General features: G+C 67.7%; 12 protein-coding genes. 6 read left to right on the forward strand and 6 right to left on the reverse strand.

The genetic code is table 11. The features are described 5' to 3' along the window. The first annotated feature begins 132 nt into the window (after positions 1 to 132). Positions 133 to 459, forward strand: coding sequence for a HesB/IscA family protein (locus tag NM961_RS20665; RefSeq protein ID WP_255916323.1), 327 nt, complete (start codon positions 133 to 135; stop codon positions 457 to 459). A gap of 144 nt (positions 460 to 603) precedes the next feature. Here the strand turns inward: NM961_RS20665 and NM961_RS20670 are convergent, their stop codons facing one another. Further along, the gene (locus NM961_RS20670) at positions 604 to 1,866 is read right to left on the reverse strand and encodes a tetratricopeptide repeat protein (RefSeq protein ID WP_255916324.1); all 1,263 of its coding nucleotides are present in this window, start codon (positions 1,864 to 1,866) and stop codon (positions 604 to 606) included. A 115-nt stretch (positions 1,867 to 1,981) separates the two neighbouring features. After that, positions 1,982 to 3,490: a helicase HerA-like domain-containing protein gene (locus NM961_RS20675; RefSeq protein WP_255916325.1), complete on the reverse strand. Its 1,509-nt coding sequence runs from the start codon at positions 3,488 to 3,490 to the stop codon at positions 1,982 to 1,984. 211 nt (positions 3,491 to 3,701) lie between these two features. On the opposite strand from NM961_RS20675, the gene NM961_RS20680 reads away from it, so the two are divergent. Beyond that, positions 3,702 to 5,222: a transglycosylase SLT domain-containing protein gene (locus NM961_RS20680; protein WP_255916326.1), complete on the forward strand. Its 1,521-nt coding sequence runs from the start codon at positions 3,702 to 3,704 to the stop codon at positions 5,220 to 5,222. 212 nt (positions 5,223 to 5,434) lie between these two features. On the opposite strand, the gene NM961_RS20685 is transcribed toward NM961_RS20680, so the two are convergent. From NM961_RS20685 to NM961_RS20695, 3 genes are all read right to left on the reverse strand, one after another. Then, positions 5,435 to 5,872 carry a hypothetical protein gene (locus NM961_RS20685; protein ID WP_255916327.1) on the reverse strand — a complete coding sequence of 146 codons (438 nt, stop codon included), beginning with the start codon at positions 5,870 to 5,872 and terminating at the stop codon, positions 5,435 to 5,437. Positions 5,873 to 6,104: 232 nt separating this feature from the next. Continuing rightward, entirely contained in the window at positions 6,105 to 6,953 is an 849-nt protein-coding gene (gene asd / locus NM961_RS20690; protein WP_255916328.1) for an archaetidylserine decarboxylase, read from the reverse strand. Next, on the reverse strand, positions 6,950 to 7,594 hold the full coding sequence (locus tag NM961_RS20695; protein WP_255916329.1) for an SCO family protein: 645 nt from the start codon (positions 7,592 to 7,594) through the stop codon (positions 6,950 to 6,952). Before NM961_RS20695 ends, asd begins: the two co-directional genes overlap by 4 nt. 72 nt (positions 7,595 to 7,666) lie before the next feature. On the opposite strand from NM961_RS20695, the gene prmB reads away from it, so the two are divergent. From prmB to NM961_RS24065, 4 genes are all read left to right on the forward strand, one after another. After that, positions 7,667 to 8,587 (forward strand): 50S ribosomal protein L3 N(5)-glutamine methyltransferase, encoded by a 921-nt coding sequence (gene prmB, locus NM961_RS20700; protein ID WP_255916330.1) that lies wholly within the window; start codon positions 7,667 to 7,669, stop codon positions 8,585 to 8,587. 15 nt (positions 8,588 to 8,602) lie between these two features. Continuing rightward, positions 8,603 to 9,700, forward strand: a complete 1,098-nt coding sequence (aroC, locus tag NM961_RS20705; RefSeq protein ID WP_255916331.1) for a chorismate synthase — start codon at positions 8,603 to 8,605, stop codon at positions 9,698 to 9,700. Between the two features lie 63 nt (positions 9,701 to 9,763). Continuing rightward, positions 9,764 to 10,801, forward strand: coding sequence for an aspartate-semialdehyde dehydrogenase (locus NM961_RS20710; protein ID WP_255916332.1), 1,038 nt, complete (start codon positions 9,764 to 9,766; stop codon positions 10,799 to 10,801). Between the two features lie 251 nt (positions 10,802 to 11,052). Beyond that, on the forward strand, positions 11,053 to 13,728 hold the full coding sequence (locus NM961_RS24065; RefSeq protein WP_305119285.1) for a FimV/HubP family polar landmark protein: 2,676 nt from the start codon (positions 11,053 to 11,055) through the stop codon (positions 13,726 to 13,728). A gap of 415 nt (positions 13,729 to 14,143) precedes the next feature. Here the strand turns inward: NM961_RS24065 and NM961_RS20725 are convergent, their stop codons facing one another. Further along, complete coding sequence (locus NM961_RS20725) at positions 14,144 to 14,317, reverse strand: hypothetical protein (RefSeq protein WP_255916333.1); 174 nt, start codon at positions 14,315 to 14,317, stop codon at positions 14,144 to 14,146. Between the last annotated feature and the right edge of the window lie 143 nt (positions 14,318 to 14,460).

Here is a 14,460-nt window from a genome sequence, read left to right on the forward strand (position 1 = left end):
CGGGAAAGCCTGGAATGATAGCGGAACTGCGGCCGGGCCGACGCCGGCCTTGCAATCCGCGCGGGCGACCCCATGCGGTCGGGGTGGCCGGGACGATCCGGCCTTTCCCTGCAGACTGCTAGAATCCGCCGCATGTCCATATCCCTGACTCCCGCCGCGCGCCAGCGCATGCTCGATTTCCTGGCCCGCGACAGCAATGCCAAGGCCGTGCGTTTCGGCGTCAAGCGCACCGGCTGTTCTGGCTACAGCTATGTGGTCGACCTGGCCGACAGCATCCGCGACGACGACCACTGGATCGAGGACGCCGGCGTACGCCTGGTGGTGGATGCCAAGAGCCTTCCCCTGGTCGACGGCACGGCCATCGACTTCCAGAAGAAAGGCCTGAATGCCGAGTTCGTGTTCCACAATCCGAACACCACCGGCGAATGCGGCTGCGGCGAGAGCTTCACCGTAGGCTGAGCCCGTCTCGCGCCGGCTGCCGGAGCTTCGCCCGGGACTGGGCCGTTACCGCCGCAGCCATGGTTTCACCCCGGCTTGAGTCCGCTTCCCTGCGCCGGCCCGCTTTCAGGCGGGCCGGCGCGTTTTCGTTCTCGCGCGCTTTTCTCAGGCCGGCTTGGGTTTCTTGGCGATGTTCTCGATCAGGGCCAGCAGGGCGTCGACCTGCGGCAGCAGCTCGTGGTTGGGATAGGCGCTGCGGATCTGGTTGAGCAGGGCGGCGGCCTCGGCGTCCTTGCCCATGCGTTCGCTGAGCAGGCGCGCCGCCATCAGGTACATGGCCGGAATGTCGGCGCTGCGCGGATGACGCCGGTGAAAGCCGTTGATCAGGCGCAGCGCGATCTGCGCATGGCCCAGGGCGTGGGCGCGCTTGGCCAGGCGCACGTTGCCTTCCGCATCCGCCGGCAGGAAGGCCGGTTCCAGTTCGGACAGTTCGCGGTACAGCTCGACCGCGGCCTTTTCCTTGTCCTGGGCCAGCAGCATGGGCAGGTATTCCTTGCCGTGGCGCAGCAGCTCGGCGGTATCGCCCTTCAGGCGCAGCAGCTTGCGGTACTGGGTATGCACCGCTTCGGTGCCGCCGCGCTCGCGCAGGTGGTTGCGCAGGGCCTCGGTGGCCATGTCGGTTTCGCCGTCCTGGACCATCTGCGCGACCTCGTCGAGGATGAACTGGTCCGGGTCATCGGTCGCGCGCGACAGGCGTACCTGCGCCTCGGGCTCGTAGCCCAGTTCCTCGTGGTACTGCCAGATCAGATAGCCCATCAGGTGGAAGGTCGCGATCAGGGCGTAGCCGGAAATGAAATGGAACAGCGGCAGGCCGATCACCAGCGGCAGCAGGCTGCCCAGCCAGGCCTGGGCATTGCCGGCGCTGATGAAGATGACCAGCATCAGGCCGAAGGCGAGGAAATACGGCCAGCCCAGCCGGGTCATGATCTGGAACCAGGTGCCCGGATTGAGGGCGTGGCCGAGGTTCTGGTCTATGGCCAGGGACATCACTGCGCCGGGGTAGCCGAACATCATGACTACGCACAGGGCAATGCCGATCCAGCCCAGCAGCAGGATCAGCAGCACGCCGACGACAATGAAGATCACCTGCAGCCAAATGCCCATCCAGCCGACGGAGCTGTCGACCTCGGTCATGCCCTCGGGCGGCTCCATGCGGCCATTGGCCGTGGCGCGCAGCACTTCAAAGGCGAACCGGTACAGCGCCACCGTGACCAGCAGGTCGAGGAACCAGCCGGCCAGCCCGGGCAGCAGCCCGAGCAAGCGGGCCACTGCCAGCACGCCTATGGTGATAAGGGCGCTGGTCTGGGCCGGATAAAGCGAGATTTCGCGCAGCCGCTGCCAGAACGGCGTTATGGCCTGGTCGTTCATGTCGATGATTTCCCCGATGATCCCTGTCGTTATTTGCGGCCGGCGCTGCCGGCCGGTTGCGTCCGGCCGCCGAGGCCGTTCCTGAGCGTCGGCGGATGCGGGCAGCCGCGGCGCTTCAGCGCTTGCCGCCCATGATGGAGCCGAGCACGCCGCGCAGGATCTGCCGGCCGAGCTGGTTGCCCACGGAACGCATGGTGGACTTGGCCGCGGCCTCGATCACGCCCTGGCGCCGGCCGGTGCCGAACAGCGCGCCCTTGATCATGTCGCCCCAGCCGTTGCTTTCCTCGGCGGCGGCCTTGCCCTTCTTCTTCGGCGCGGCTTCCGCTTCTTCCTCTTCCGCCGCGGCCGTTTCGGCTGCGCGCGCGGCCAGTTTTTCATAGGCCGATTCGCGGTCCACCGCAGTGTCGTACTTGCCGCCTACGGGCGAGCGTGCGCGGATCGCGGCGCGTTCTTCGTCGCTGATCGCGCCGATGCGGCAGCCCGGCGGCACCACGAACAGGCGTTCCACCGGCAGCGGTACGCCGCCGTCCTGCAAGGTGGTGGCCAGCGCTTCGCCAACGCCGAGCTGGGTGATGACTTCGGCGACTTTCTTGATTTTGGGATTGGGCGGAAATGTTTCCGCCGCCGCCTTGACCGCTTTCTGATCGCGCGGGGTGAAGGCGCGCAGCGCGTGCTGCACGCGGTTGCCCATCTGGCCGAGGATGGTCTGCGGCACGTCGTCGGGATTCTGCGAGCAGAAGTACACGCCGACGCCCTTGGAGCGGATCAGGCGCACCACCTGCTCCACGCGCTGCACCAGCGCCGGCGGCGCGTCGTCGAACAGCAGGTGGGCTTCGTCGAAAAAGAACACCAGCTTGGGCTGGGCCAGGTCGCCGACTTCGGGCAGGCGCTCGAACAGCTCCGACAGCAGCCAGAGCAGGAAAGTGGAATACAGCTTGGGCTTGAGTATCAGCTTGTCCGCGGCCAGCACATTGATGATGCCGCGGCCGCCCATGTCCTGGCGCAGGAAGTCGGCCAGGTCCAGCGCCGGCTCGCCGAAGAACTGGTCGCCGCCGGCCTGTTCCAGCGACAGCAGGGCGCGCTGGATGGCGGCGATCGACTGCGAGGAAATCAGGCCGTAGCGCTGGGAAATGGCCTTGGCGTTTTCCGCGGCGAAGGTGAGCAGGGCGCGCAGGTCTTTCAGATCCAGCAGCAGCAGGCCTTCGTCGTCGGCCAGCTTGAACACGACTTCGAGCACGCCTTCCTGGGTGTCGTTGAGTTCGAGCAGGCGGCCCAGCAGGTTGGGGCCCATCTCCGATACGGTGCTGCGCACCGGATGGCCGAGCTGGCCGTAGATATCCCAGAACACCACCGGGTTGGCCGCGGCCTTCCATTCCACCTGCAACTGGGCGACGCGCTCGTCGATCTTGGCGTTGCCGCCGCCGGCCTGGCACAGGCCGGCCAGGTCGCCCTTCACGTCGGCCAGGAATACCGGCACGCCGAGCTGGGAAAAGCCCTCGGCCAGGCGCATCAGGGTGACCGACTTGCCGGTGCCGGTGGCGCCGGCGATCAGACCATGGCGGTTGGCGTACTTGGCCCGCAGCAGGACATCGATGTCGCTCTTGCCCACCAGGATATCGGTCACGGTCGTTCCCTCTGTAGTCGTGCAAATTCGGCGTGAAGGGGGATTGTAGCGACGGGACTGGATATTCGGGATCCGGGATTCACAAAACGCCAGCCTGTCCGTTTTTTGCGAATCCCGAATCCCTCCATCCCAAATCCCGGCCTTTCAGAGTTGTATCAGGCCTAGCTGCTGTGTAACGTGCGGACTGTTTGGGTACTGCTGGAATTTGCTCATGTTTTCCTATCGCCTCGCCGCCGCCCTGGCCGCTCCGCTGCTGCTGGCCGCCTGCGCCGGCTCCCCCGCCAAGACCACCAAGGCCGACAAGGCCGCCGCCGCGACGGCCGCCGTGGACGAAACCGAGATCGGCACCTTGTACACCCGCCTGGGCGAGGCGGTGAAACGCTACGAGGGCAGTGCCGATCTGGCTGCCGCCGGCGAGCGCGAACGCGCCGCGCGCGAGGGCAATGCGGCGTTGGACGATCTGCGCGCCGCCGCCCTGCGCTGCCAGCAATTGCCCGGCTGCGAGGAAGAGCGCTTCCTTTCCGCCTTCGACGGCCTGCTGCGGCGCGATGCCCCGGTCACCGCCGGCGGCGAGGCGGAGCAGATCCGCGGCGATGACGTGCCGGAAGCCGCCGGCGAAGGCTCGCCGCTGGTGGCCGACCTGCCGGAGACGGCGCGCTCCATCACTTTGCTCAAGGGCCGGCCGCTGGCCGACATGATCGCGGTGAACGAGCCGGTGAAGGCGGCGCTGGAGGAATGGCTGACCCAGTACCGGCCCAACCTGATCCAGTCCTACGTCAACTATCAGTACATGCGCCAGCTGATGTGGCCGGAATATCAGAAGGCCGGCCTGCCCGAGGCGCTGCTGTTCGGCTTCATCGCCAAGGAATCCGGTGGCAAGGTGCATGCGGTGTCGCGCTCGGGCGCCAGCGGCCCGCTGCAGTTCATGTACGCGACCGGCCTGCGTTTCGGCCTGAGCACCGAGAACGGCTTCGACCAGCGCTTCGACCCGGCGCTGTCGGCGCGGGCCAACGCGGCCTATCTCAACGAGCAACTGCGCATCTTCAATAACGACCTGGAACTGGTCCTGGCCGCCTACAACGGCGGCGAGGGCCGCGTCGGCCGCCTGGCCGGCGGCGGCCGCGGGCGCTTCTGGGATTCCTCGGTCTATGCCGCGCTGGCGCCGGAAACCCGCGAATACGTGCCCATGGTGCTGGCGGCGGCATGGCTGTTCATGCACCCGGAACGCTACAACCTGACCTTTCCCAAGATCGACACCAAGCTGGGCAGCGTAGTCCTGCCGCGCAGCATGTCGCTGGCCGAGCTGTCGATCTGCTTCGGCCAGGAAGGCGGCAGCCATGACGGCTGGTTCCGCGCCCTGCGCAATCTGAATCCGGCCTACGACCACCAGGCCGCGCTGGCTCCGGGCACCCGCCTGCAAGTGCCGGCCGTGCTGGAAGCGGCCTTTCCGCGCACCTGTGCCCAGGGCCAGTGGCAGGCGCTGGCGGCGGAGCTGCATGCGGCCAATGTCCCGCTGGTGGCCTCGGCACCCAGCCCCGCCGCCCGTTCGCGCGCGGCGGCCGGCCGCCGCAGCTATACCGTGCGCAAGGGCGACACTCTGGCCGCGATTGCGCGGCGCCATTCCTGTACCGAAGTGCGCGAGATCGCCAGCCTGAACCGCCTGCGCGGCCCCAGCTATGCGATCAAGCCGGGCCAGACCTTGCAGATTCCAGCCTGTCCGCGCGGCAGCTGAGCGGGTGCCCGGCGGGATCCGGGCCGTGCCTGTCGTGGCGCGGCCTGTTCGCCGCGGATGAGAATGCCGCCGGCTGGACAGGTTTCGCCGACCGGAAAAGCAGCGCGCCGCCGGCCGCCTGTGCCAATCCCGGAAAAAGAAAAGGCGCGCCATCCCTGGCGCGCCGGTCTATACCAGCCCGAAAAACCCGTCTTGCTGTCCCGATCTAGTGCTCAGGCCGCCTGTTCGCTGGAAAACCAGCTGTCGGAGGTCGCCGCCGGCACCGTCTCGCGCAGCCAGCGCAGCGAGCGCAGCAGCGAGCGGTGTACGCCGTCCAGCGACGGCAGGGTGGTGCCGCGGGTTTCGTGATAGGCCACCGTCAGCCACAGGGCGATGCCGCGCAGGCGCACCGGCAGGTTTTCCGAGCGGGCGCGGGACAGGCCTATGTCGGTGCCGCTGCCCCAGGCGCTGTAGCGCTGCTCGGGCGGAGTGCCGTAGAGGTGCGGGAACTCGCTCTTGGCGGCGGCGGAAAATTCTTTCTGGGTCAGGGTCGCCAGCTGCAGGCGGGCGGCGTTGTTCAGGCCGCTCATCAGCTTGTCGATTTCCTTGAATTCGCGCTGCAGCTGATATGCGCGTTTGGTCGCCACTAGGCGCCAGATCAGTTGCTGCATGGAAATTCCCCTTGGTTTCGTTCGCGGCGATCGCCGGCAATGGTAATCCGACAGGCGGTGGAGATTAGCGGAACGGGTCACAAACTGACAATGGCTGTCAGGCCGCCCAAGAATTGTTTACAGAATCGCTGCGCCGGAAGCGGGCACGGCGCGACTGTGAGCCGGCGCCGTGCAGTCGGCGCGGCTCTAGGGAACCCGCCCATCGGCCGGCACGCCGCGCCGGCCCGGGCGCTCAGGCGCCGCGCAGCGTGCCTATGCGCTGGCCGACCTTGACCGCCTGCTCGGCCGCCAGCTCCGCCGCAATCTGGCCCACGCCGGGCGGCAGCAGCACGATCACGGTCGAGCCCATGTTGAAGCGGGCCATCTCGGCGAAACGCTCCAGGCGGATGTTCTGGTCGCGCCATTCGCGCCGGGTCACGCGGCTGGCATAGGGCGGGATCTCCAGTCCGGACCACACCGTGGACACGCTGGAAACCAGCATGGCGCCGACCATCACCACCACGAAGGGGCCGTGCTCGCCCTCGAAATGGCAGACCAGGCGCTCGTTGCGCGCGAACAGCCGGGGGATGGCCGCGACCGGTGCCGGCGCCACGCTGAACAGGCGGCCGGGCACGTGCACCGTGCTGACCAGGGTGCCGCTCAACGGCATATGGGCGCGGTGGTAGTCGCGCGGCGACAGATAGACGGTAACGAAGCTGCCGTCGGCATAGACGGCCGCATCGGCCTCGGAGGCGAGCAGCTCGGCCACCGTATAGTCCTGTCCCTTGGCCTGCAGGATGCGGCCGGCGCGGATGGGGCCGGCCTGGCTGACCTTGCCGTCGGCCGGGCAGAGCAGGGCGTCGGCGGCCGGGTCGGCGCTGCGCGCGCCGGGCTTGAGCAAGCGCGTGAAGAAGGCGTTGAAGTGCTCGAATGCGGCCAGGTCCGGCGTCTGCGCCTCGCTCAGATCGACATTGAAGCGGCGCACGATCTGGCCGATCAGGAAATTCTTCCACGGCTTCCAGGTCCAGCGCGTGGCCCAGTACACCAGGCGCGACAGCAGCCGGTGCGGCAGCGCGTATTGCAAGGCGATGGCCGGCTTCATCGGCGCGTCGCCAGCAGGGTGAGCAGGTCGGCGCCGATCGCGGCCGGGTTCAGCGGCGGGCGGATCAGGCCGGTCTGCTGGGCCTGCGGATCGATCAGTACCACGGCTGCGCTGTGGTCCACCGAATAATTGCCGCCTTCGGCCGGTGTGCGCGCATAGACCAGGCCCAGCGAGCGGGTGAGGCGGGTAAGTTCCTCGTCGCTGCCGGTGGCGGCGACGAAGCCCGGGTCGTAGAAGGCGGCGTAGCGGCCCAGGGTTTCGGGCTGGTCGCGCTGCGGGTCCACCGAGATGAAAAGCACCTGTACCTGGTCGGCGGCGCCGGCCTTGGCCAGTTCCGCGCGCACCTGCTTGAGCACGCCCAGGGTGTTGGGGCAGATGTCCGGGCAGTTGGTGAAGCCGAAGAACACCAGGTTCCAGCGGCCCTTGAAGTCGTTGCGCGTCAGCGGTTTGCCGTCGCTGCGGGTGAGCTGGAAATCGACCACCGCGCGCGGTGCCGGGAAGCGGGTGATGGCCTGCAGCGGCTGGGCGGTGTCGACGCCGAAATAGCGGCTGCCCAGCCACAGGCCCAGTCCCGCGGCGAACGCGGCAATCAGGATCAGATAGGTCGGCAGGGTGCGGCCGGGGTTATGAAGTGTAGTCATTGCGCCAGTATAGACGCGGACGGGGCGGCTCCAGCGGCCTATACTCTGCGGCCCTTTGTCGCTGCATGCCTCATGACCGCCGAACTTTCCACCATCGTCGACTTCATCCGCTACGGCGCCAGCCGCTTCGCCGGCGCCGGGCTGACCTTCGGCCACAGCTACGACAACGCGCTGGACGAGGCGACCCACCTGGTGCTGCACGCCCTGCACCTGCCGCACGACCTGTCGCCCAACTATGGCCAGGCCAAGCTGGTGGAAGAGGAAAAGCAGCGCGTGCTGGCCCTGTTCGAGCGCCGCGTGCGCGAACGCAAGCCGGTCGCCTATCTCACCGGCGAGGCCTGGTTCGCCGGCCTGCTGTTCAAGGTCGACGAGCGCGTGCTGGTGCCGCGCTCGCCGATCGCGGAACTGATCCAGAGCGGCTTCTCGCCGTGGCTGGAAGACATCGAGGTCGAACGCGCGCTGGACCTGTGCACCGGTTCGGGCTGCATCGGCATCGCCATGGCCTCGCACAATCCCAACTGGCAGGTCGACGTGGTCGACATCAGCGACGATGCTTTGGCGCTGGCCAACGTCAACGTGCGCTTCCAGGACGTGCAGGACCGCGTGCGCGTGATCAAGTCCGACCTGTTCGCCGCGCTGCAAGGCGAAGTCTACGACCTGATCGTGTCCAACCCGCCGTACGTCACGGAACAGGAATTTGCCGATCTTCCGCCCGAATACAGCCATGAACCGGCACTAGGTTTGAAGGCCGGTCACGACGGTCTGGATTTCGCCCTGCGCATCCTGGCCGAGGCGCCGGTGCATCTGTCGGAGCAGGGGCTGCTCATCGTCGAGGTCGGCGAGAGCGAACGCGCCCTGGTCGAGCTGCTGCCGCGCGTGCCGTTCACCTGGATCGAATTCAATGTCGGCCAGATGGGCATTTTCGCGCTGGACCGGCGCGATCTGGTCGCACATGCGGACGAGATCCGCGCTGCGCTGCAATCGAGAAGCTGAGCGGAAACCCCTCGCGTGTCCAGCAATTCCTTCGGCAAGCTGTTGAGCGTCACCACCTTCGGCGAAAGCCATGGCCCGGCCATAGGCTGTGTCGTCGACGGCTGCCCGCCCGGGCTGGCGCTGGCGCCGGAGGATTTCCGCAACGACCTGGAGCGGCGCGCCACCGGGCGCAGCCGGCACACCTCGCAGCGGCGCGAAACCGATGAGGTGGAAATCCTTTCCGGCGTGTACGAAGGCCTCACCACCGGCACGCCGATCGCGCTGCTGATCCGCAATACCGATCAGCGTTCCAAAGACTATGCCGACATCGCCGAGCGCTTCCGCCCCGGCCATGCGGACTACAGCTACTGGCACAAGTACGGCCTGCGCGATCCGCGCGGCGGCGGGCGTTCCTCGGCGCGCGAGACCACGATGCGCGTGGCCGCCGGCGTGATCGCCAAGCGCTGGCTGCAGCAGCGTCACGGCGTGCGTGTACGCGGCTGGCTGGCCCAGCTGGGACCGCTGACCCCGGCCGCGTTCGACTGGGATGCAGTGGAGCAGAACCCGTTCTTCTGGCCCGACGCCGCGATGGTGGCGGAGCTGGAAAGCTGGATGGACAAGCTGCGCAAGTCCGGCGATTCGGTCGGCGCGCGGGTGAATGTGCTGGCCGAGAATGTGCCGCCGGGCTGGGGCGAACCCATCTACGGCAAGCTCGACGGCGAACTGGCCGCGGCCCTCATGAGCATCAATGCGGTCAAGGGCGTGGAGATCGGCGACGGCTTCGCCGCGGTGAGCCAGCGCGGCAGCGAACACCGCGACGAGATCACGCCGCAGGGCTTCCTGTCCAACCATGCCGGCGGCGTGCTCGGCGGCATTTCCACCGGCCAGGACGTGCTCGCCTCGATCGCGCTCAAGCCCACCTCCAGCATTCTCATTCCGGGCCGCAGCGTGAATGTGCGCGGCGAGCCCGTCGACGTCGTCACCAAGGGCCGCCACGACCCCTGTGTCGGCATCCGCGCCACGCCCATCGCCGAAGCCATGGTCGCCCTGGTGCTGATGGACCAGGCCCTGCGCCACCGCGCCCAGTGCGGCGACGTGGCTGCCGTCACTCCGCGAATTCCGGCCAAACCCTGATCGTCCGCGCGGGCGCGCGGCCGGCCGTCCGCATCCTCGAAGTATCAAACTGGAGAAATACAAATGTCTGCAAGCTCTGCGGAACGCAAGTTCAAGGTGGCCATGGTTGGCGCGACCGGCGCGGTCGGCGAAACCCTGATCGGCATTCTGAAAGAGCGCAAATTCCCGATCGGTGAGTTCGTGCCGCTGGCCAGCGAGCGCTCCGCCGGCGGTCAGGTCGCCTTCGGCAACCAGAAGGTCACGGTGCAGGATCTGGCCGCGTACGATTTCGACGGCGTCGACATTGCGTTCTTCTCCGCCGGCGGCAGCGTCAGCCGGGTACATGCGCCGCGCGCGGCCGCGGCCGGCGCCGTGGTCATCGACAACACCTCGGAGTTCCGCTACCAGGACGACATTCCGCTGGTCGTCTCCGAAGTGAACCCGGATGCCATCGCCGGCTATACCACGCGCGGCATCATCGCCAATCCGAATTGTTCGACCATGCAGATGCTGGTCGCGCTGGCGCCGATCCATCGCGCCGTGGGCATCACCCGCATCAATGTGGCGACCTATCAGTCGGTGTCCGGCGCCGGCCGTTCGGGCCTGGAGGAACTGGGCCGCCAGACCGCGGCCATCCTCAACTTCCAGGAAGCCAGGCCGCAGAAGTTCCAGGCCCAGATCGCCTTCAACCTGATCCCCCAGATCGACGACTTCCAGCCCAACGGCTATACCAAGGAAGAAATGAAGATGGTCTGGGAGACGCGCAAGATCCTCGCCGACGCCAGCATCGAAGTGAACCCGACCGCGGTGCGCGTGCCGGTGTTCTACGGCCATTCCGAGGCCGTGCATATCGAAACTCGCGACAAGATCACAGCGCAGCAGGCGCGCGAACTGCTAGAAAGCGCGCCCGGCGTCGTAGTCGTGGATGAACGCGCGCCCGGGGGCTATCCCACCCCGGTTTCGCATGCGGCGGGGCAGGACGGGGTGTTTGTCGGCCGCATCCGCGAGGACATCTCGCATCCGCGCGGGCTCAACCTCTGGGTCGTTTCCGACAACATCCGCAAGGGCGCGGCCCTCAATGCGGTCCAGGTCGCCGAGCTATTGGTGAAATCGTATCTGTGATCTATAGTTACGATTGTGTTATAAGGCATTTTCGAGATTGTCCGGCAGGTTTTTTGGGGGCCGGATACGGCTGCGCAAGGAGGCGCGGCCGCGTCGATCGGCTGGCAAGTCGCTGATCGGCAAAGGAAACGCGCAGGACAAATGCTGCGAAAGGGGATCGGCCGATGTCCGCGCATCTGCCGGTGGTTCGCGGGGCTGTTTAGACACGAAGTACCAGGCCGTAGGCCACTGCCACCCAGGGGGCTGACCTCATGAATGGATCGCTGAAACTAACGCTGGCCGTTGCCCTCGCACTGGGCAGTACCAATGCGTTGGCGTTGGGCCTGGGCATGATCCAGGTCAAATCGGGCTTGAACGAACCCCTGGTCGCCGAGATTCCGGTCAACGGCAGCCTGGACGAAACCGCCGGCCTCAATGTCGCGCTCGCGGCGGCCGCCGATTTCGAGCGCGTGGGACTGTCCCGCTCCCGCATCGTGGTACCGCTGGAATTCACCGTCGCCACCGGGGCCAAGGGCAACGCGGTGATCAAGGTGACAACCAAGGAACCGGTGCGCGATCCGTTCCTGGATTTCCTCATCGAAGTGAACTGGGCCAAGGGCAAGCTGCTGCGCGAATACACCGTGCTGCTGGATCCGCCCACCATGGCGCCGGCGATCAAGGGATCGCGCGCGAGTACCACGCCGGTCAAGGACAGCTCCGCCCCGGCCAGTTCGACCCAGCTGCCGGCGAGCAAGCCGGGCAAGGCACCCAAGCCGGCCCGCGAAACCGCCGCCGCACCGGCCGCCGAGCCTTCCGCGCCCGCCGCGCCGCGCAGCGCCGCCGCCGGCGAATACGGTCCGGTTGCCCAGGGCGAGACCTTGTGGGAAGTCGCCGCCGCCACCCGGCCGGACGACAGCGTCTCGCTGAACCAGGTCATGATCGCGCTGCTGCGCAGCAACCCGAACGCCTTCTTCAAGGACAACATCAATTCGCTCAAGCGCGGCGCCATCCTGCGCGTGCCCAGCGCGGATGAGATCCGCGCCGCCGGCACCGCCGCCGCGGCCGCGGCCGAAGTGCGCAGCCAGAACGACGCCGCCCGCGGCGGCGGCGCTGCGCCCACCCTGGTTGCCGACACCGGCAGCAAGCCCGCCGCCAGCGCGCCGGCCAGCGCCGCCGCGTCCAAGCCCAGCCGCACCGAAAGCGACCGCCTGGAACTGGTGCCGCCGAAGGTGGCCAAGGAATCCAGCGCCAGCGCCGAACGGCCGGGCAGCGGCGGCAGCGGTGATTCCAGCGTCCGTGCCGAACTGGCGCGCACCAAGGAGGCCCTGGCCAGCCGCGATCAGGAAGCCGGCGAGCTGAAATCGCGCGTGCGCGAGCTGGAAGATCTCAAGACCAAGAACGACAAGCTGCTGTCGCTGAAGGATTCCGAGCTGGCCGCCTTGCAGGCCAAGCTGAAGGAACTGCAGGACAAGGCCGCCAAGCCGGGCGCCGCGCCCGCCGCCGCGGCGCCTGCCAGCAGCGCGCCGGCCACGGCCAGCACGGCTCCGGCCGCCAGCGCACCGGCGGCCACGCCGCCGGCTTCGACCACGACTACGGTGACCGCGCCCAAGCCGGGCAGCGAGCTGACCAAGGAAGAAATCTGGGGTGCCGCTGCCGGCGACAAGAGCGCTTCGCCGGGCAGCACGGCCAGCACGCCGTCCACTGCCGCCAGCACGCCGTCCACTACGGCCGCGCCGGGCAGCAGCGCGTCGACCGCGCCGTCGACCGCCGCCACTGCGCCTTCGTCGACTGCGAACACGCCGGCTGCCAGCAGCACGACGCCGGCCGGCACCACGCCGGCGGCGGCGAGCAGCGCGACGCCGGGCTCCAGCGCGACTACGGGCACGACCACGCCGGCCGCTCCGGCTACCACCGACAGCCCGGCCAGCACGACCCCGGCCGCCAGCAGCACCGCGCCCGCCACGCCGGCGCCGGCCGCCGCCACGCCGCCGGCCACGACCACGCCGGCCAAGCCGGCGACCAGCACCACGGCTCCGGCCAAGCCGGCCACCCCGGCCAAGGTGCAGCCGCTGGAAGTCGAGAAGCCCTGGTACAGCAACCCCAACACCTGGATATACGGTGCGGGCGGCCTGGCCGTGCTGGGTGCGCTGGGCTTCCTGCTGAGCCGCGTGCTGGGCAAGAAGAAGGCGGCGCCGGCTGCCGTCGACAGCGGTTATGCCGAAGCCACCTCGCCGCTGCAGGACGAGGAAGACGCCCTGCTGGACCGCCTGGCCCAGTACCCGGACGACACCTCGGCCCATCTGGAACTGACCAGCCTGTACTACTCCCAGGGCGATGCGGACAAGTTCGAAGCCGCGGCCCAGGCCATGTACGCCCACATCTACGACACCAACATGCCGGAATGGCAGCAGGTGCAGGCCATGGGCCGCGAGCTGGTGCCGAGCAATCCGCTGTTCGCCGAACCCGCGGCCACCGCCGTGGCGCCGGCTTTCGGCGGCTTCGGCAGCGGTCCGGCCTCGCCCGAGCCCATGCGTTTCGACGGCTTCGACGACGGTTTCGGCACGCCGCCGCCGCCTGCGGCCAAGCCGGCCGAAGAGGAAGCCTTCGACTTCGACCTGACCGACCGCAGCGCGCCGCCCGCGCCGCCGCCGTCCGCCGCGCGCGATGATTTCTCGTTCGACCTGACCCCGCCGCCGCCGAGCAGCAACTACCAGACCCAGGTGCAGCCGCTGCCGCCGATCCCGGACCTGGCACCGCCGCCGGCAGCGCGTGTGGACGACGATCTGATCGCGGCCGATGACGCAATCGGTACCAAGCTGGATCTGGCCAAGGCCTACCTCGACATGGGCGATCCGGATGGAGCGCGCTCCATGCTGGAAGAGGTTCTGATCGAAGGGTCCGAGGGGCAGAAGTCGGAAGCGCGGAAGTTGCTGGCGGAGATTCGCTGAGTTATTGCGCGTTGCTTGATTGGGTTGCTTGGGGCCGGCGATTGCCGGCCTCTTGCTTTTGGGGCTTCGCAGAGAGTTTTTGCGTTGGGGGCGGGTGCGTTGGCGGCTGCGTGTTGGTGCGTGATTAGTTTTCCGGGAAGACGGGTTTCTGCGCCTGGTGGTTTGTAGTTGTTTGATTTAAGGCGGTTTCGTCCGCCTTGCGGCGGCCGACCTACTTTCTTTTGCTTGTGCAAAAGAAAGTAGGCAAAGAAAACACACCCCAGAAGCCGCGGCCTGCGGGCATCCTGCCCTCCGGCTGCGCGAGGCGGCTCCGGGGTCCGCTGCAGGGCCATCCTGGCCCTGCAGCGGACTCGCGCCCATCCCTGGGCGCGACCCGCGCGGTGCGCGGGCTTTTCCTACGCCGCCTCGCCGCGGCTTATGGGGCCCCGGTAAGGCGGCGCACATCCTTGTGCGCAGAAGCAACGGCCAAAGCCAAAGCCAAAGCCAAAGCCAAAGCCAAAGCCAAAGCCAAAGCCAAAGCCAAAGCCAAAGCCAAAGCCAAAGCAACAGTGATGGCACTGTTATTTCCGCAGCTGGCGCCGCCAGTCATTCATGCGATCCCTCTCCCCCAAACTCGTTTGGGGGAGAGGGTTGGGTGAGGGGGCAGCGCTCCCGTCGGGACAGCCTCCGGTTTTCGCCCAGCCCAGCCCGCGAATCCCCAATCCCCAATCCCCGCTTCAAGCTACAATCCCG

Source organism: Tahibacter harae (genome assembly GCF_024437735.1).
GTDB classification, from domain to species: Bacteria; Pseudomonadota; Gammaproteobacteria; order Xanthomonadales; family Rhodanobacteraceae; genus Tahibacter; species Tahibacter harae.